At 66.8% G+C, this 17,524-nt stretch carries 20 protein-coding genes and 1 tRNA gene; 11 read left to right on the top strand and 10 right to left on the bottom strand.

Annotated features, from left to right (window positions below; translation table 11 throughout):
- A complete protein-coding gene (locus tag FGX59_RS09500; RefSeq protein ID WP_138466297.1) occupies window positions 1-1,308 on the bottom strand; it encodes a PP2C family protein-serine/threonine phosphatase in 1,308 nt (435 codons plus the stop codon).
- A 161-nt stretch (window positions 1,309-1,469) separates the two neighbouring features.
- Here FGX59_RS09500 and FGX59_RS09495 point away from each other — a divergent pair, with 161 nt between their 5' ends.
- Window positions 1,470-1,793, top strand: a complete 324-nt coding sequence (locus FGX59_RS09495) for an Hpt domain-containing protein (RefSeq protein ID WP_138466296.1) — start codon at window positions 1,470-1,472, stop codon at window positions 1,791-1,793.
- 15 nt (window positions 1,794-1,808) lie between these two features.
- On the opposite strand, the gene ilvA is transcribed toward FGX59_RS09495, so the two are convergent.
- From ilvA to FGX59_RS09485, 3 genes are all read right to left on the bottom strand, one after another.
- Window positions 1,809-3,056 (bottom strand): threonine ammonia-lyase IlvA, encoded by a 1,248-nt coding sequence (gene ilvA, locus FGX59_RS09490; protein WP_138466295.1) that lies wholly within the window; start codon window positions 3,054-3,056, stop codon window positions 1,809-1,811.
- Between the two features lie 70 nt (window positions 3,057-3,126).
- Window positions 3,127-3,294 (bottom strand): hypothetical protein, encoded by a 168-nt coding sequence (locus FGX59_RS37525; protein ID WP_171060585.1) that lies wholly within the window; start codon window positions 3,292-3,294, stop codon window positions 3,127-3,129.
- Window positions 3,295-3,390: 96 nt separating this feature from the next.
- Window positions 3,391-3,819: a thioesterase family protein gene (locus tag FGX59_RS09485; RefSeq protein ID WP_138466294.1), complete on the bottom strand. Its 429-nt coding sequence runs from the start codon at window positions 3,817-3,819 to the stop codon at window positions 3,391-3,393.
- Between the two features lie 105 nt (window positions 3,820-3,924).
- Between FGX59_RS09485 and FGX59_RS09480 the strand changes: the two genes are divergently transcribed.
- From FGX59_RS09480 to FGX59_RS09470, 3 genes are all read left to right on the top strand, one after another.
- Window positions 3,925-4,827 carry a hypothetical protein gene (locus tag FGX59_RS09480; protein WP_138466293.1) on the top strand — a complete coding sequence of 301 codons (903 nt, stop codon included), beginning with the start codon at window positions 3,925-3,927 and terminating at the stop codon, window positions 4,825-4,827.
- 78 nt (window positions 4,828-4,905) lie between these two features.
- Entirely contained in the window at window positions 4,906-6,132 is a 1,227-nt protein-coding gene (locus tag FGX59_RS09475) for an argininosuccinate synthase (protein ID WP_138466292.1), read from the top strand.
- A gap of 159 nt (window positions 6,133-6,291) precedes the next feature.
- Window positions 6,292-6,693: a HEAT repeat domain-containing protein gene (locus FGX59_RS09470; protein WP_138466291.1), complete on the top strand. Its 402-nt coding sequence runs from the start codon at window positions 6,292-6,294 to the stop codon at window positions 6,691-6,693.
- Window positions 6,694-6,699: 6 nt separating this feature from the next.
- Here the strand turns inward: FGX59_RS09470 and FGX59_RS09465 are convergent.
- Window positions 6,700-6,776: transfer RNA gene (locus tag FGX59_RS09465), tRNA-Arg, on the bottom strand.
- Window positions 6,777-6,914: 138 nt separating this feature from the next.
- On the opposite strand from FGX59_RS09465, the gene FGX59_RS09460 reads away from it, so the two are divergent.
- Both FGX59_RS09460 and FGX59_RS09455 read left to right on the top strand, forming a co-directional pair.
- Complete coding sequence (locus tag FGX59_RS09460) at window positions 6,915-7,955, top strand: LacI family DNA-binding transcriptional regulator (protein ID WP_240722350.1); 1,041 nt, start codon at window positions 6,915-6,917, stop codon at window positions 7,953-7,955.
- A 173-nt stretch (window positions 7,956-8,128) separates the two neighbouring features.
- Entirely contained in the window at window positions 8,129-8,587 is a 459-nt protein-coding gene (locus tag FGX59_RS09455) for a murein L,D-transpeptidase family protein (RefSeq protein ID WP_370295907.1), read from the top strand.
- On the opposite strand, the gene FGX59_RS09450 is transcribed toward FGX59_RS09455, so the two are convergent.
- Window positions 8,581-9,081: a CAP domain-containing protein gene (locus tag FGX59_RS09450; RefSeq protein ID WP_138466289.1), complete on the bottom strand. Its 501-nt coding sequence runs from the start codon at window positions 9,079-9,081 to the stop codon at window positions 8,581-8,583. The two genes, FGX59_RS09455 and FGX59_RS09450, sit on opposite strands and share 7 nt — an antisense overlap.
- Window positions 9,082-9,234: 153 nt before the next feature.
- Here FGX59_RS09450 and FGX59_RS09445 point away from each other — a divergent pair, with 153 nt between their 5' ends.
- Window positions 9,235-9,816 carry a L,D-transpeptidase gene (locus FGX59_RS09445; protein WP_138466288.1) on the top strand — a complete coding sequence of 194 codons (582 nt, stop codon included), beginning with the start codon at window positions 9,235-9,237 and terminating at the stop codon, window positions 9,814-9,816.
- 265 nt (window positions 9,817-10,081) lie between these two features.
- A complete protein-coding gene (locus FGX59_RS09440) occupies window positions 10,082-10,261 on the top strand; it encodes a hypothetical protein (protein WP_138466287.1) in 180 nt (59 codons plus the stop codon).
- Between the two features lie 95 nt (window positions 10,262-10,356).
- Here FGX59_RS09440 and hemH read toward each other — a convergent pair whose 3' ends face one another.
- Window positions 10,357-11,430, bottom strand: a complete 1,074-nt coding sequence (hemH, locus tag FGX59_RS09435) for a ferrochelatase (RefSeq protein ID WP_138466286.1) — start codon at window positions 11,428-11,430, stop codon at window positions 10,357-10,359.
- 68 nt (window positions 11,431-11,498) lie between these two features.
- Window positions 11,499-12,329 carry a methyltransferase domain-containing protein gene (locus tag FGX59_RS09430; protein ID WP_138466285.1) on the bottom strand — a complete coding sequence of 277 codons (831 nt, stop codon included), beginning with the start codon at window positions 12,327-12,329 and terminating at the stop codon, window positions 11,499-11,501.
- On the opposite strand from FGX59_RS09430, the gene FGX59_RS09425 reads away from it, so the two are divergent.
- The 3 genes from FGX59_RS09425 to FGX59_RS09415 all read left to right on the top strand — a co-directional run bounded on the left by FGX59_RS09425 (window position 12,328) and on the right by FGX59_RS09415 (window position 14,106).
- A complete protein-coding gene (locus FGX59_RS09425) occupies window positions 12,328-13,089 on the top strand; it encodes a ComF family protein (protein WP_138466284.1) in 762 nt (253 codons plus the stop codon). The genes FGX59_RS09430 and FGX59_RS09425 overlap by 2 nt on opposite strands.
- 33 nt (window positions 13,090-13,122) lie before the next feature.
- On the top strand, window positions 13,123-13,380 hold the full coding sequence (gene grxC, locus FGX59_RS09420) for a glutaredoxin 3 (RefSeq protein WP_138466283.1): 258 nt from the start codon (window positions 13,123-13,125) through the stop codon (window positions 13,378-13,380).
- 279 nt (window positions 13,381-13,659) lie between these two features.
- Window positions 13,660-14,106, top strand: coding sequence for a MarR family winged helix-turn-helix transcriptional regulator (locus FGX59_RS09415; RefSeq protein WP_171060584.1), 447 nt, complete (start codon window positions 13,660-13,662; stop codon window positions 14,104-14,106).
- Between the two features lie 3 nt (window positions 14,107-14,109).
- Here the strand turns inward: FGX59_RS09415 and FGX59_RS09410 are convergent, their stop codons facing one another.
- Window positions 14,110-14,994 (bottom strand): ribokinase, encoded by an 885-nt coding sequence (locus tag FGX59_RS09410; RefSeq protein WP_138466281.1) that lies wholly within the window; start codon window positions 14,992-14,994, stop codon window positions 14,110-14,112.
- A gap of 137 nt (window positions 14,995-15,131) precedes the next feature.
- Window positions 15,132-17,387, bottom strand: coding sequence for an NADP-dependent malic enzyme (locus FGX59_RS09405; RefSeq protein WP_138466280.1), 2,256 nt, complete (start codon window positions 17,385-17,387; stop codon window positions 15,132-15,134).
- Window positions 17,388-17,524 lie beyond the last annotated feature (137 nt).

Genomic DNA, 17,524 nt, shown 5'->3' with positions numbered 1-17,524 from the left:
TCAGCCCGGCGGGGCCGGCCCGCTCCGGCCCTCGCCATGGTATTCGAAGAGCACTGCCGAGACATCGTCCGGCAGGTCGTCGGCGCCGTAGAACTGCGTCAGGTCCCAGACCATCGCCTCCAGCAGCGCGGGGCCGCGCAACTCGCGGTTGCGCGACAGGATATTGGCCAGCCCGTCCTCCTCGATCATCGCGCGGTCATCCGGCCCCGCCGGGCATTCGGTCACCCCGTCGGAGACCATCAGCAGCCGGTCGCCGGGCGCGAGATGGAAGCTGAAGCTGGCATAGTCGACGCCCGGCACCAGCCCCACCGGCAGGTCGCCCTCGCCGAAGAACTCCACCAGGCCGTCGGCGCGCTGCACCGCCGGATGGGGATGCCCGGCCTGGGTCATCCGCACCAGCCCGCTGCGGAGGTCGACAATCGCCAGGCAGATCGTGAAATAGTGTTCGGTATCAATGTCCTGGAACATCAGATCATTGAGCCGCCGGACCACAAGATGGGGCGGCAGCGTGCGGAACCAGTCATCCACCGTCCGCTCCAGCGCGATGTTCTGGTCCTTCGAAGTGGGCGAGAGATAGCCGGCCAGCCGCGCCGTCAGCAGCGCGGAGGTGATGCCATGGCCCGAGACGTCGATGGCATAGAGCCCGACCTGGCTGCCCGAGGTCGGGAACCAGCCGACCAGGTCGCCGCCGACATGCCCGGCCGAGCGCAGGAGCAGCGACAGTTCCGCCGGGCCGAGGTCGCGGTGGCGGTCGCGCACCAGCGACTGCTGCAGCCGCTTGCCCTCGGCCAGGTCGGCCTCGATCGCGTCGTAGAGCGACTGGATCCGCTGGAAGGCGAGGCCCAGCTGGCGGTTCTTCTGGCTGAGCTGGCGCTGCATGTTGACGATGCGCTGCCCGGCGGCGAGGCGGGCGCGCAGCTCCACCGCATTGACCGGCTTGGTGATGAAATCATCGGCCCCGACCTCCAGCCCCTTGGCGATGTCGTCGCGCTCGCTCTTCGAGGTGAGCAGGATGAAATAGCCGTAGCTTTCCGTTTCCAGGTCGCGGAAGCGGGCGCAGAACTCGGGCCCGTCCATGCCCGGCATCATCCAGTCCGAGAGGATCAGCTCGAACGGGCGGGCGCGGCAGAGGTCCAGCGCCTCCTCGCCCGAACCGGCCTCGGTCACGCCGTAGCCCATCTGGCGCAGGGTGGAAGTGAGGATCTTGCGCTGCATCCGGCTGTCATCGACGATCAGCACGTGACCGGCCTCGCAGGCCGGGGCCGTCCCGCCCGGCGGCGCCGTGCTGCTATCGATCGAAGACTCCATCGCGGCTGTCCGCCCCCTTTCCCGGCCCTCTTGGCACGGAAGGGTTTAAGGCAGGGTGAAGATGCCTAGAATGCCAGCTATCGTCCGCCAGAGGCAGCGCCGCCGCTAACCCGCTGTTCAGCAAAGCGGCAGATGCTGGCAGCGACGCAGCGGAGGGACGGATGCTGGACTGGGCCCGGATCGAGGAATTGCGCGACGAGGTCGGCGCGGAGGATTTCGCCGAAGTGGTGGAGCTGTTCCTGGAGGAGGCCGGAGAGACGCTGGGCCGGCTCGGCCCCGCCACGGCCGGGGTGGCCGAGCTGCACTTCCTCAAGGGCGCGGCGCTCAACCTGGGCTTCGCCGAATTCGCGCAGCTCTGCCGCGAGGCGGAGCTGGCCGCAAGGCAGGGCAGCCCGCCGGATCTGGCCGCGCTGGAAGACAGTTTCGCGCGGACCCGGGCACTTTTCCTGGGCCGGCTCGCCGCGGCAGGCTACCTGGCCGCCTGAACGGCGCGCCGGATCTCAGATGACGAATTCCGACAGGGTCTCGTCGGCGGTGATGTCGGCATAGGTGAAGCCCTGCGCCGCCAGCCGCCCGAAGAGCGCGTCGAAATTCTCCGGCCGCGCGGTCTCGATCCCGATCAGCACGGAGCCGAAGTTGCGCGCGGATTTCTTCATGTACTCGAACCGGGCGATGTCGTCCTCGGGGCCGAGCAGGCCGAGGAAGTCCTTCAGCGCGCCAGGCCGCTGCGGCAGGCGCAGGATCAGGTACTTCTTCACCCCGGAGAAGCGCTGCGCGCGTTCCTTCACCTCCGGCAGCCGCTCGAAGTCGAAATTGCCGCCGGAGGTGACGCAGACCACGGTCTTGCCGCGGATCCGCTCCTTCAGGTCCTTCAGCGCGTCGACCGCCAGCGCGCCGGCCGGCTCGAGCACGATGCCCTCGACATTCAGCATCTCGATCAGCGTGGTGCAGAGCCGGTTCTCGGGGATGGTCAGCACATGGTCCGCGGGCACGGATTTCAGCGTCTCGAAGGGCAGGGCGCCGATCCGCGCCACCGCGGCGCCATCGACGAAATTGTCGACCTGCGGAAGCGTCACCGGCGCGCCCTCGGCGATCGCGGCCGTCAGGCTGGCGCCACCCTGCGGCTCCACCAGCCAGACCTCGGTCGTCGGCGCGGCCTCCTTCAGATAGGCGATCGCCCCAGCCGAGAGCCCGCCGCCGCCGACCGGCAAGATCAGGATGTCGGGCGCGCGGCCGAGCTGGTCGAGCATCTCGACGGTGACGCTGGCCTGTCCCTCGATCACGTCGGCATCGTCGAAGGGCGCCAGGAAATGGCCGCCGACCTCGGCGCAGAAGGCCTGGGCGGCCGCCAGCGTGTCGTCGAAATAGTCGCCGACAAGGCGGATCTGGATATTGTCGCCGCCGAAGACCCGGGTCTTCATGATCTTCTGCTCGGGCGTGGTCACCGGCATGAAGATGGTGCCCTGCACGCCGAAATGGCGGCAGGCATAGGCGACGCCCTGGGCGTGGTTGCCGGCCGAGGCGCAGATGAACTGGTCCTGGCCGGGATCGGCGGCGCGGACCTTCCGCATCGCGTTGAAGGCGCCGCGGATCTTGTAGCTGCGCACGGGCGAGAGATCCTCGCGCTTCAGCCAGATCTCGGCGCCGTATTTCGCCGAGAGATGGGCGTTCAGCAGCAGCGGCGTGGTGTCGAACACGCCATGCATGCGGGCCGTTGCGGCAAGGGCGGCATCCATGAAAGAGGTCATGCCCCGGCAATGCCCCGAATTCGCGGCTGCGGCAAGGCCGGGCGGACGCCGGCTGCGCGGCTTTTCGCGCCTAGCGGCGATGCGGCCGGACGGGAACCGGGATCGGCACAGGCTCGGGCGCGCGCTGCCCCGGCAGGAAGAGCCCGGCGAGGCCCGCCAGCAGGAAGGACAGCGCCGCGGCCGCCATCCCGGCAAGCTCTGCACCCGGCGCGCCGCGCCTGCGTTTCCGGTGGGTCATGATCTGTCCTCCGTGTTCCGGTTGCATCATCCCTGAAGGCTAGGGAGCCGTGCCCCGCCTGTCCTTGCGCCAGCTCAAGCCCGCAGCTGATCCAGATCAGTCGATCTCGACCAGCGCGTCCTCCAGCTCGGCGCGGATCTCGGGTGGCATGAAGGTAGAGCGCCTGTGCTCGGGGTCAAAGAACACCTCGACCATGTCGTAGGTCGCATGCAGCAGCCCGGTATCGGCATTGAACATCCGCAGATGGAAGCTGACGGATTTCGAGCCGACCCGCGTCACGGCGCCGTCGATCCGGATCAGGTCGCCGGCGGTAAGCTCGCGGATGAAATTGGTGGTCGCCTGGGCGGTGACGCAGTGGATGCCATGCGCCTCCATCATGTCCTTGTAGGAAATGTCGAGCACCGTCCACAGGTGGTAGGACGCATCGTCGAAGAAGGGCGCGTAGTGGCGGACATTCATGTGGCCGAAATGGTCGTGATGCCAGGGATGGACCACCCCGCGCAGAAGTTCCCGGAAGTCGGCCATGGCTAGGCTGTGCCCATTGCCGCAGGGGCAGGCTGCTCGATTGCCACGGGACCGGCGATAATATACAAACTTCTCGATATTTTATTGTTCGTTCGGAGTTTCGGAATGCTGCTTCGCGAAACGGGTTTCCTGTTCATTCTGACACTTACCTCCGCACCGTCGGTCCAGGCCCTGACCATAAATATTGATTTCCTCGAGGATGGCGAACCCTTTCATTACGCCTCCGCCACGGCCGGGGGATCGGATGTCGCCTATGCACCGGGCACCACCGTCGGCGGCGGCCTGTTCGAGCAGGCCGTCTCGGCCGCGGCGCAGAGCTGGGAGGCGCTGATCGGCGACGCCGCCACGCTGAGCGTCTCGGTCGGCTGGGCGCCGCTGACCGGATCCACGCTGGCCGTCGCGACGCAGAGCAGCATCCGCAACAATGCCAGCGACGGCTGGGTCGGCGATATCCGCTTCGACGACGGCTATACCTGGTTCGCCGATCCCACGCCCCTGCAGAACGAGGAATACGCGGTCCCTGAAACGCTCCGCTACGACATGGGCGGCGGCGAGATGATCACCGGGCTCAGCTTCTCCGGCGCGGCCGGGGCCGCCTATGGCGCCTTCGACCTCTTTTCGGTCTCGCTGCACGAATTCGGCCACCTCCTCGGCTTCACCTCGATTGGCAATGACGAATTCGACGACGGCGAAATCGACATCCTCTCGGGCAAGTTCGCCGGCGCGACGCTGAGCCTCTACGGGACCGGCCATATGGACCCCGACGATCCGCGCACCTCCGAGGCACTGATGGTCCCGGCGATCGCGAGCGGCGAGCGGCGGCTGATTTCCCAGGCCGACCTGGCGGTGACGACTCAGCTCGGCGGCTTCAGCGACGTCAAATGGGAAGGCGTCCGCGCCGCCGGCCGGTCCGGCACGACCGTCGTGCCGCTTCCCGCGACGGTCCTGGGGCTCGGGGGCGGCCTCGCGGCGCTTTCTCTGCTCTCGCGCCGCCGCAGGCGCCCCTAGCGCCCGGCCGCGGGCGACAGTCTATTGTCGCGGGCCTCAAAGCTGTCTATCTGGCCCTGACGATAAGGAGACTGCCCCATGACCGCGCCTAAGAAGGTTGTGCTCGCCTATTCGGGCGGGCTTGATACCTCCATCATCCTCAAATGGCTCCAGACCGAGTACGGCTGCGAGGTGGTGACCTTCACCGCCGATCTCGGCCAGGGCGAAGAGCTCGAGCCGGCCCGCAAGAAGGCCGAGATGCTGGGGATCAAGCCCGAGAACATCTTCATCGAGGACGTGCGCGAGGAATTCGTCCGCGACTTCGTCTTCCCGATGTTCCGTGCCAATGCGGTCTACGAAGGCCTCTACCTGCTCGGCACCTCGATCGCGCGCCCGCTGATCTCCAAGCGGCTGATCGAGATCGCCGCCGAGACCGGCGCCGATGCCGTCGCCCATGGCGCCACCGGCAAGGGCAACGACCAGGTCCGCTTCGAGCTTTCCGCCTATGCGCTGAACCCGGAGATCAAGGTGATCGCGCCCTGGCGCGAATGGGCGCTGACCTCGCGCACCAAGCTGCTGGAATTCGCCGAGCAGAACCAGATCCCGATCGCCAAGGACAAGCGCGGCGAAGCGCCGTTCTCGGTCGACGCGAACTTGCTGCACACCTCCTCCGAGGGCAAGGTGCTGGAGAACCCGGCCGATGAAGCGCCGGATTACGTCTATCAGCGCACCGACAGCCCGTTGAACGCGCCCGACGCGCCGCAATACATCGAGATCACCTTCGAGAAGGGCGACGCGGTCGCCATCGACGGCGTGGAGATGAGCCCGGCGACGATCCTGACCAAGCTGAACGAGCTGGGCCGCATCCACGGCATCGGCCGTCTCGACTTCGTCGAGAACCGCTTCGTCGGCATGAAATCCCGCGGCATCTACGAGACCCCGGGCGGCGAGATCCTCCTCGAGGCGCATCGCGGCATCGAGCAGATCACGCTGGATTCCGGCGCTGGCCACCTGAAGGACAGCATCATGCCGCGCTATGCCGAGCTGATCTACAACGGCTTCTGGTACAGCCCCGAGCGCGAGATGCTGCAGGCGCTGATCGACAAGAGCCAGGAATTCGTCTCCGGCACCGTCCGCGTCATGCTCTACAAGGGCTCCGCGCGCACCGTCGGCCGCTGGTCGGACGCGTCGCTCTATTCCGAGGCGCATGTGACCTTCGAGGACGATGCCGGCGCCTATGACCAGAAGGACGCGGCGGGCTTCATCCAGCTCAACGCGCTGCGCCTGAAGCTGCTGGCCGCGCGCAAGCGCCGCCTGCAGAAGTGATCCGGCCCGGCCGGGGCGCGCCACGGCGCCTCCCGGCCGGACGTTAGCGTTAAACCCCGCACTGCGGCGGTTTGCCCGGCGGAACTTCCCGCCATCCCCATGCAAGACTGGCACTGATCCGGCGTTTCCGCCGACCCACGCGAACAAGGCGCGGTGCCGATGCAGACATATTGCCCGAACTGCTTCGACAAGATCGAAGCCGATGCCATGACCTGCCCGGCCTGCGGATGCGCGGTCCTGTTCTGGGGGCGCGCGCTCTCGGAGACAGAGCGGCTGATCCACAGCCTCGGCCATCCCGAGCGCCCCGAACGGCTGAAGGCGGTCTATGCCCTGGCCGACCTGCCGCAATCCGAAGCCGCGCTGCCCTTGGCCGATCTGTGCTTCGGAAGGCCGGGCGATGTCTGGCAGGCGGTGGAGGTCATCCGCACGCTTGCCGCAATGCCCGCCGTGGAACGGGTCGAAGTGGCGCTTGCGCGGCTCGCGCTGGAACATCCCGCAGGGCCGGTGCAGACGCTGGCCTCGCACGCGCTCGACGCGAAATTCGGCGGGGAAGAGGTGTGAGGGGCATGGCGATCCCGACAGGATTCGAACCTGTAACCTGCCCCTTAGGAGGGGGCTGCTCTATCCAGTTGAGCCACGGGACCGCACACCCCGTGCTTGCCCCATTGCGCCGGGCAACTCAAGCCCCTGCCGCATTTCCCCGCGCCCCGCGCCAGGCGGCAGCGCCTTGTGTTCGGCGATCCAACAGCGCTACGATAGCGGCGTAGCATCCGGGAGGCACCGTGAATACCGAAACCCCTTCCCAGCCGATCCGGCCTCTCACCCTCCGGGACGTGTCCGAGGCCTGCGGCGTCAGCGAGATGACGGTCAGCCGTGTCCTGCGAAACCGGGGCGATGTCTCCGAAGCCACCCGGGAGAAGGTGCTCGCCGCAGCCAAGAAGCTTGGCTACGTGCCGAACCGCATCGCCGGGGCGCTGGCCTCGCAGCGGGTCAACCTGGTTGCCGTCATCATCCCCTCGATGTCGAACATGGTCTTCCCCGAGGTGATGACCGGCATTTCCGAGGTGCTCGACGGCACCGAGCTGCAGGCCGTGGTCGGCCTGACCCATTACAAGCCCGACCGCGAGGAGCAGGTGCTCTACGAGATGCTCTCCTGGCGGCCCTCGGGGGTGATCATCGCCGGGCTGGAGCATACCGAGGCCTCCAAGGCGATGCTGCGCGCCGCGGGCATCCCCGTGGTCGAGATCATGGATACCGATGGCGAGCCGATCGATTCCGTCGTCGGCATCTCGCATCGCCGGGCCGGCCGCGCCATGGGCGAGGCGATCGTCGCCGCGGGCTACAAGCGGATCGGCTTCATGGGCACCAAGATGCCGCTGGACCACCGCGCGCGGAAGCGCTTCGAGGGCTTCACGCAGACCCTGGCCAAGGCCGGGCTGGAGATCGAGGACCACGAATTCTACGAGGGCGGCTCGGGCTTCGTGAAGGGGCGCGAAATGACCCAGACCATGCTGGAACGCAGCCCGGATCTGGATTTCCTGTATTATTCCAACGACATGATCGGGGCAGGGGGCCTGCTCTGGTGCCTGGAACAGGGGATCGACGTCCCCGGCAAGATCGGGCTCGCAGGCTTCAACGGCGTCAACCTGCTGAAGGGCCTGCCGAAGCTCCTGACGACGATGGATGCCTGCCGCAACGAGATCGGCCGCCGCGCCGCACAGCTGATCGCCGACCGGGTGTCCAATCCCGACCAGGCGCGCGGACAGCGCATCGAACTAGCGCCGGAACTCAGCCTCGGCGACACGATCCGCCGCCCGGCGTGATCCCTGACCTGATGCCGAATGCGGCAGTCGCGCACCGCCGGAGAGTTCCGGCGGGCTAGCGCCTTCGACTCGCTTGGTTTAACGGTTTTTTGGCAGTAATCTGCCAGAAAAAAGCGGAACCCAAGTCGAGGCAGAGCATGGTCCGGGTCATTTCACTTCTACTTTTTCTTGCCGTGACCGCTTGCGCGGGCGGCGGCACGAAATTCCAGGCCTATTCCGGGCCGGAAGTCACGCAGATCTACATTTCGAAGGAGCGGCGCAAACTCTACCTTCTTCACGGCAAGGAAGTCCTGAAATCCTACGAGGTGGGGCTGGGCTTCAATCCGGTCGGCCACAAGATCGCCCGCGGCGACGGGCGCACCCCCGAGGGGCTCTACCTGATCGACCGCCGCAACCCCAATAGCAGCTACTACCTGTCGCTGGGCATCTCCTACCCGAACCGGGCGGATGTCGAACGCTCCAAGGAGCTTGGCGTCGATCCGGGCGGAGACATCTTCATCCACGGCGAATCCTCCAAGCCCGCCAAGGGCAAGGACTGGACCGCCGGCTGCATCGCGGTGAAGGACAAGGAGATGGAGGAGATCTACGCGATGGTCCGCAACGGCACGCCGATCTACATCACCTCCTACTGATCGCCGCGGCTGCCCAGGGTCAGCACCCACCAGGTCATGCCATTGCTGTCCTGGTGGTAGGCAAAGCCGATATCCGTCGCATCCGGATCGTTGATCATCGCCGCCTTGTCCCTGTCCGCCAGCCAGACGGTCAGGGTCTCCAGTTCCGTATCGAAGGACTGGGAATAGAGCTCGCCCACCAGGCGCCCGGAATAGCCGGCCCGCGCGACCCTCTGGTAGGGGCTGCTCCAGTTCGAGCCCCAGGCCCAGGCCCGTTTCTGCCGCGAGATGTCCACCGCCTGGCTCTGCGCCGCGGAGTTCAGCTCCCGGCTGAGCTGCACCGGGGCCACCCCGGCCGACTGGCGCATGAAATTCACCGATTCGAGCACGTTCTGCTGCACCGAAGACGTGTTGCCGGCCCGGAGGTTGTAACTCCCCGTGGCGCTGCTCCCGCTTGGCTCGCAGCCGGACAGAACAAGAAGCGCCGCGAGTCCGGCAGCCATTGCTCGCAACATGGGTCGCCCTCCTGAAGTTTCCCCAATCACAGACTAGATGCCACACCTAGCATCGGGAAAAGAGTATTACGACGGTTTGATTTGCCGATGCGGCATTCGCGCCATATCCTTCCGGCAAGACACGCCGTTTCAACTCTTCCGGAAGGAGAGCCGATGACCTTTTCCCGTTCGAAGCTGTCTCGCCGCGGCTTCCTCGGCACGGCCACGATGTTCGGGACCGGGCTTGCCATGCCCGCAATTGCCCAGACTGCCGACGATGACGAGGGCCCGGTCAACCGGGTCACGATGCTGTTCCGCGCCCATGACTGGCGCGACCATTTCAGCTCGCTCAACAACGGCGCCATCCTCGTCGATACCGAGAGCCGCACCCTGCACTACTGGTCCGAGGACGAATCAGTCGCGCGCGTCTTCCCGACCAGCGTGCCGCTGTCCGAGGAAATGACCCGCCGCGGCCGCACCTCGGTGACGCAGAAGGTCGTCGGCCCCAGCTGGGCGCCCACCCCCTCGATGCTGAAGCGCAATCCCGAATGGCCGCCCTTCATCGGTCCGGGCCCGGACAACCCGCTGGGAACGCACGCGCTTTACCTATCGTGGAAGTACTACCGCATCCATGGCACCCATGACACGCGCAAGATCGGACGCCAGTCCTCCAACGGCTGCATCGGGCTCTACAACGAGGATATCGCGCAGCTCTTCGACATGGTCCAGGTCGGCACCCAAGTGCGGCTCATCTGACCCGGGCCGACTCGCCTCCAAGTTGATCCCGCAGGCAGGTCCAAGAGATTCTGCCTGCGAGGGAACCTTTGTCCTCCGAGCCGGTTATTTCGGGTTGCACCGGGATCGAACATACGGTTTTTGATGCGTTTTTGCATCACCCGCCCAACTGGTTCAACGTACCGTTGCGTTTCACGAATTTGCGCGGCAAGAGTCGATTACGAGGACATCTCACGTCGTCCGTACCTCAAGAATCTACCCGGGCGGCAACCATTGGAGGTTACCCATGAAGAAGTTCGCACTCGCTGCTACCCTGGCTGTTGCTGCCTCTGCCTCTTTCGCAGGCGGCCTGGAAGAGCCGATCGTTGAGCCGGAAATCATCGTTGAAGAAACCAGCGGCACCGGCGCTGCGTGGATCATCCCGGTTCTGCTGCTGGCCGTTGTCGCTGCTGTTGCAGCCAACTGAGTCAGGCCGCAAGCCGACAGAGACATTGAGGTGGCCGGAACCGGCCACCTTTTTTCTTGCCCGGAGACCGCCCTGCGCCCCGGGACCCGCCGCGGTCATGCGGTCCATCCCATCAGGTTCCGCTCGATCACGCCGGTCAGCGCCACAACATGCGCTTCCGAATCGTTGAGGCAGGGGATGTAGGTGAAGCTTTCGCCCCCCGCATGCTCGAAGCTCTCGCGGATCTCCTCGTTGATCTCTTCCAGCGTCTCGACGCAATCGGCCGAGAATGCCGGCGCGATCACCGCGATCCGCTTCTTTCCGGCCCCGGCCAGGCGCGCGACCTCCTCGACCGTATAGGGCTTCAGCCATTCCTCGGGTCCGAAGCGCGACTGGAAGGCCGTGACCAGCTCTCCCTCGGGCCAGCCCAGCCGCTCGCGCAGCAGGCGGGACGTCTTCTGGCACTGGCAGTGATAGGGGTCGCCCTGCATCAGGTAGCGCTTGGGCAGGCCGTGATACGAGGCCAGCAGCAGGTCCGGACGCTGCTCCAGCCCGGCATAGGCCTCTTCCACCGACTGCGCCAGCGCGTCGATATAGGCCGGATCGTCGAAATAGGGCGGCACGATCCGCACGGCGGGCTGCCAGGTCTCCTTCATCAGCGCGCGGAAGAACTGGTCATTCGCCGTGGCCGAGGTCGCGCCCGCGTATTGCGGATAGAGCGGAAAGAACAGGATCTTCTCGCAGCCCAGCTCGACCATCTCGCGGACCTTCGAATCCGTCGAGGGATTGCCGTAGCGCATGCAGAAATCGACAATCACCTGGTCGCCATGGCGGGCCGACATCTCGGCCGCGATCTTCTCCGCCTGAGAGCGGGTGACGGTCATCAGCGGGCTCTCGTTCGCCTCGTTGTTCCAGATGCCGCGATAGGCGGCGCCGGAAGAGAACGGGCGCTTGGCCAGGATGACCAGCTGCAGCAGCGGCTGCCATTTCCAGGCCGGGTAGTCGATCACCCGCTTGTCGGAGAGGAATTCGCTCAGATACCGGCGCATCGACCAGTAGTCGGTCCCGTCCGGGGTTCCGAGATTGGCGATCAGCACGCCGATCTTGCCGCGCGCAATGCGCGGATGGTCGGCCGGCATGGCGGGGGTCTTCTCGGCGGGCGCGGCCTCCTGGGCCTTGGCGTCCAGCATCGTGCGGTCCTCGTCGTCGAATTCAGCTTAGCCCCTAGCAGATAGAGCCCCCCGAAGTCAGGTCAATTTCAGTTGTCCGGAAGAGAGGTTTCGCTCACGTTAAGGACATCAGCCAGCCGCGCGGCCGCCGAGCCGGGGCGCAGGGGCTTCTGCTGCGAGCCGTCCGGGCACCATCCGGTCAGGGTAATCAGCTCGAACGTCGCCCGGACCGGCCCGGTTTCCGCGCCGGGATAGCGCCGCGCCGCCTCCATCAGCACCGACGGGCGGGTGAAATGGCGCAGCCGCGCGGCCAGCGCATTGGTCTCGCCCATGGCCCGCAGGTCCTGCATCAGGTGCAGCGGCGTGCGGTACTCGACATCGAACCGTTCGGAATCGGCCACCGGCAGCGCCAGGCCGGCCCGCTGCAGGAGCGCGCCGAGCTGGCGGATCTCGCCCATCGGCAGCACTCGGGGCGAAAGCCCGCCGGTCACCGCCGCCTCGGCCTCGGCCAGCGCACCGCGCAGCTCCGCCAGGGTCTGGCCACCGGGAAAGACCGCCAGGAACAGCCCGTCGGGACGCAGCGCTCGGCGGCATTGCACCATCTGCCCGACCGGATCGTCCGCCCAGTGCAGCGCCATCGCATGCACCACCAGGTCGTAGGCACCCGGTTCCAGATCGAGGATCGCGTCATCCGCGACCAGCCGCGCGCCCGGGCGCAGCTCCGCCCAGGCCTCCGGATGGCCGGTCACAACGGCCGCGTCGCTTAACGGCCTCTTAACCATGCTCAGCCTTTCCTCGATCCCGTCGCGGGCGAGCGCATGCAGGAACAGCGCCTCCTTCCCGGCGATCCGGGAGCGCGCCCGTCGCAGCGCCTCGCGGTCGGTCAGCGGCGCCGGAGCATCGGCAGGGGCATCGGTCATGGGAACTCTCCTTTCGCGCAGCCTAGCCGTTGCGCCCGCGGCAATCAAAGCGGCACGGCAGCTCGTCTTCCCCGGGCAATGCCCCGGCTGCGGCACGCTGCTGGCCGAGGAGGGCGGGCTCTGCGGACCGTGCTGGCGCGAGACGCCCTTCATCCTCGGCCTCGTCTGCGACCTCTGCGGCGCGCCCCAGATCGGCCCGGATGACGGGGTGAGGGTGCATTGCGACGCCTGCCGCGCGCTCGGCCGGCCCTGGACGCAGGGCAGGGCGGTGCTCGACTATTCCGGCGGAGCAAGGCGACTGGTGCTGGCCTTCAAGCATGGCGACCGGCTGGATCTGGCCCCGCGCTTCGCCGGCTGGATGGCCGCCCGGGCCGACCCGCTCCTGCGCCCGGGCATGCTGGCCGTGCCGGTCCCGGTCCACCGCTGGCGGCTGCTCGGGCGGCGCTACAACCAGGCGGCCGTGCTCTCGCGTCTGGTCTCGCGCGAGCTCGGCCTCGGCCATCTGCCCGACGCGCTCTGGCGGAGGCGGGCGACCCCGCCGATGTCCGCCGAGGGCCATGCCGCCCGGACTGCGAGCCTGGAGGGCTCCATCGCCCTCATGCCGCGCCATCGAAGCCGGCTCGCCGGCCGGCCCGTCCTTCTGGTCGATGACGTGATGACCTCGGGCGCGACCCTGGCGCAATGCTGCCTCTGCCTGCTGGATGCCGGCGTGCCAATCGTGAACGTGCTGGTACTGGCGCGTGCAGCGCAACATGCATAGACTGCCGCGGTCCCCGGAACGAGGAACCGCGCAATGCAACCCGTTGAGATCTACACGACGCCGCTTTGCGGCTACTGCCACGCGGCCAAAAGGCTGCTGCAAGAGAAAGGCGTGAGCTTTTCCGAAATCGACCTCTCCCGCCAGCCCGACCGCCGGGCGGAAATGACCCAGCGCGCCGCAGGCGGCCGCACCGTGCCGCAGATCTTCATCGGCCCGACCCATGTCGGCGGCTGCGACGACCTGTACCGGCTGGACCGCGACGGCAAGCTCGACGCGCTGCTCACCGCCTGACCACGGCCCGATGGACGGCCTGCAAAACGCGCCAAGGCCTTGTCATGACTGGCTTTGGCCGGGCCGTCCCTCCTACCGAAGTTAACCTTTTCGGATCATAATACCTCTCGGATCCTGTCGTGAAATTGGGCGCTATTTCACCAATACGGCTGAATCCAAAATGAAATTTCAAAAAACCGCGCAATACCTGATAAATTCTGATATAGATTCCGTTAACCAAATACCGCACCCCATGTCAGTAACAGGCTCGTTTAGGGCCCGTATTATTTGATGGCGAATATGAGTAGTCTTGCTCCTTCCCCGCTCGTGATTCAGCTTTTCAGCGAGCTCCTGCTCCTTGACCAGTTCCTGCGCAACCGGATCGCCAAGACGCTTCCGGAGGGGGTGGAGCTGTCGCAATTCCTCGTCCTTCTGCATCTGGCCGCTTCCGGCGACGAAATCGGCCCTGCGCGGCTGGCCAGCAGCTTCAACGTCACCCGCGGCGCGATGAGCAACACGCTGGGCCGGCTCGAGCGCAACGGCCAGATTTCGGTCCGTGGCGACACGGTGGATGCGCGGCGGAAATTCGTGTCGATCTCCGAGCAGGGCCAGGTGACGCTGGACAAGGTGGTGAGCGAACTCAATCCGCGGCTGCGCGAGACACTGGGCAAATACGCCCGCAGCGACATCGCGCAATGCCTGACCCTCCTCGGCGAGCTGCGCGAAAGCCTCGAAGCCGGCCGCTGAGCCTCAGCCCGCCGACCGTCCGGCGAACGCCGCCACGTCTGCGGCATCCGGAATGGCCGCCGAGGCCCCCGGCCGCGTGACCGACAGCGCCGCCGCCGCCAGCGCCCGCCGCAGCGCCGCCTCCCATCCCAGCCCCTGGTCGAGCCCCGCCGCGAGATAGCCGGCAAAGGTGTCGCCCGCCCCCGTGGTATCGACCGCCGCGACCTCCGGAGAGGGATAGGCCGTCTGCGTCCCCGCCCCGACATCGTGATGCACCGCGCCGGCCTTGCCGCGGGTGACGACGACATGCGCCACGCCGAGCGCCTCGAGCGGCTGCCCCAGCGCCTCCGTGAGCTGCGCCGCCTCCAGCTCGTTGAGCAGCAGCACCGAGACATTGCCCAGCACCTGCCGCACAGCCTCCGGCTCGAACGGGGCGGCGGAATAGACCACGCGGAGCCCGGCGCGGCGGGCCTGACCCGCCGCCTCTGCCTGTCCGCTGGTCTCGTTCTGCAGAAGCAGCGTGTCCCCCGGGGCCGCCGCCGCAAGTGCCGCCGCAACCGTCTCGTCCGGCACCAGCACATTGGCGCCATGCAGAATCGCGATGCTGTTCTCCGCCGCGTCATCGACCATGATCAGCGCCATGCCGGTCGGCGTCTCCAACCGCGCCACCTGCGACAGATCGATCCCGTCCGCCGCCATCAGCGCCAGCATCGCGTCGCCATCCGGACCCACCGCGCCCAGATGCACCACCTGCGCGCCGGCCCGCGCCGCGGCCACCGACTGGTTCGCGCCCTTGCCGCCGAGCCCCTCGGCATAGCCATGCGCCGCCAGCGTCTCGCCGGGAGCGGGCAGATGCGGCACGCGCAGCACCTTGTCGATATTGATCGAGCCGAGATTGTAGATGGTCACGCCGTTCTCCCGTGGTTTCCGCCCGGAGACTAGCGCTGTTCCGCGCCCGCCGGAAGAGTGCCGGGCGGGGCGGCGGGCACTTGGCGCAGCTTGGCGCCAAGTGCTTCACGTGAAACAGGTATTTCCGCTAGGGCAGGTCAGCCCAGCCGCGCGGCCGCCAGCACGGCCATGTTGAGGATGTCGTTCACCGTGGAGCTCGACGAGCAGATCTGGATCGGCTTCGGCACGCCGGTCAGGATCGGACCGATCACCGTGGCGCCGGCCATCTGCTGCATCAGCTTGACCGAGATCGAGGCCGAATGCCGGGCCGGCACGACCAGGATATTCGCCGGGGCGGTCAGCCGCGAGAACGGGTAATCCGCCATCAGGTCCATGTTGAGCGCCACATCGGCGGTCATCTCGCCCTCGTACTCGAAATCGACCCCGATCTCGTCGAGCAGCGCTGGCGCCTGGTGCATCTTCTCCGCGCGTTCCGACACCGGATAGCCGAAGGTCGAGAAGCTGACGAAGGCCACCCGCGGCTCCAGCCCGAGCCCGCGCGCCACCTTGGCGCCCTTGATCGCGATATGCGCCAGATCCTCGGCCTCGGGCCATTCATGGACCAGCGTATCGGCGATCAGCACGACCCGCCCGCGATGCAGCAGCGCCGTCACGCCGACCGCGCCGTCCTTGGCGGAGACATCGAAGACATGGCCGATCAGGTCGAGCACATGCGCCGATTTCCGCGTCGCCCCGGTGACCAGCGCATCGCCATGGCCATGGGCCAGCATCAGCGCCGAGAAGACATGCCGGTCGCGCGCTGCCAGCCGGTGGATATCGGCATGGTCCGACCCCTTCCGCTGCAGCCGCTTGTAGAGATAGCTCTTGTAGGCATCCAGATGGGTGGTGTTGGCCGCGTTCATCACCCGCAGCTCGCGCACCGCATCGCCGAGGCCCGCGGCTTCGAGCTTCAGCTTCACGTCGTCCTCGCGACCGACGACGATCGCCTTGCCGTGGCCGCCGCGCTGATAGGCGACTGCCGCGCGCAGCACGCGCGGATCGTCACCCTCGGCGAAGATCATCTGCGCCTGCGCCTTGCGCGAGCGGGCATAGAGCCCCTCGATGATCGGCGCGGTCGGGTCCATCCGGCCCTTCAGCCGCTGCTCGTAGGCCTCCATGTCGACGATCGGGCGGCGCGCGACGCCGGTATCCATCGCCGCCTTCGCGACCGCGGGCGGGATCACGTAGATCAGCCGCGGATCGAAGGGGGTCGGGATGATGTAGTCGCGGCCGAAGCTCAGCTTGCGGCCATAGGCGACCGCCACCTCGTCCGGCACGTCCTCGCGCGCCAGCTCCGCCAGGGCGCGGGCGCAGGCAATCTTCATCTCGTCATTGATCGCGCGGGCATGCACGTCGAGCGCGCCGCGGAAGAGATAGGGGAAGCCCAGCACGTTGTTGACCTGGTTCGGATAATCCGACCGGCCGGTGGCGACGATCGCGTCCAGACGGACCTCGTGAGCCTGCTCGGGCGTGATCTCGGGATCGGGGTTCGCCATGGCGAAGATCACCGGATTGTCGGCCATCGAGGCGACCATCGCCGGGGTCACCGCGCCCTTGGCCGAGACGCCCAGGAACACGTCCGCGCCGGCCATCGCCTCTTCGAGCGTGCGCAGATCCGTGTTGGCGGCATGGGCCGATTTCCACTGGTTCATGCCCTCGGTGCGGCCCTGGTAGATCACGCCCTTGGTGTCGCACATGATGCAGTTGTCATGCTGCGCGCCCATGGTCTTGAGGAGTTCCAGGCAGGCGATCCCCGCCGCGCCGGCGCCGTTCAGCACGATGCGGCAGTCCTGGATCTTCTTGCCCGAGAGGTAGAGCGCGTTGATCAGGCCGGCCGCGCAGATCACCGCCGTGCCGTGCTGGTCATCGTGGAAGACGGGGATGTCCATCGTCTCCTTCAGCGTCTGCTCGATGATGAAGCACTCGGGCGCCTTGATGTCTTCCAGGTTGATCCCGCCGAAGGTCGGGCCCATCAGCTGGACCGCCTTGATGATCTCGTCGGGGTCCTCGGTGTCGAGCTCGATATCGACCGAGTTCACGTCGGCGAAGCGCTTGAACAGCACCGCCTTGCCTTCCATCACCGGCTTCGAGGCCAGCGCGCCGAGATTGCCGAGGCCCAGAACGGCGGTGCCGTTCGAGATCACCGCGACCATGTTGCCCTTCGACGTGTAGTCATAGGCGGTCTCGGGATTGGCGTAGATTTCCTCGCAGGGCACGGCCACGCCCGGGGAATAGGCCAGCGACAGGTCGCGCTGCGTGCTCATCGGCACCGAGGCGGAAATGTCCAGCTTGCCCGGGGACGGTTCCAGGTGGAAGGCTAGCGCCTCCTCACGGGTGATCTTGCTCTTGGACATGGCAGGCGCCTCCTCTTGTCAACAGGCGTCATACGGCCTTTGGCACGCTGCCTCAACTGCCACATGACGCCGGAACCCCTCTGTTTTGGTATGAAAAACTGAGAGGTGCCCGCGATCCGCTGAGCGGTTGAAATCGC

The sequence above is a fragment of the Poseidonocella sp. HB161398 genome (assembly GCF_005870025.1).
GTDB lineage: Bacteria > Pseudomonadota > Alphaproteobacteria > Rhodobacterales > Rhodobacteraceae > Mangrovicoccus.
Note: the sequence above shows the minus strand (reverse complement) of the source record. Positions and strands in the feature narration are given on the sequence as shown.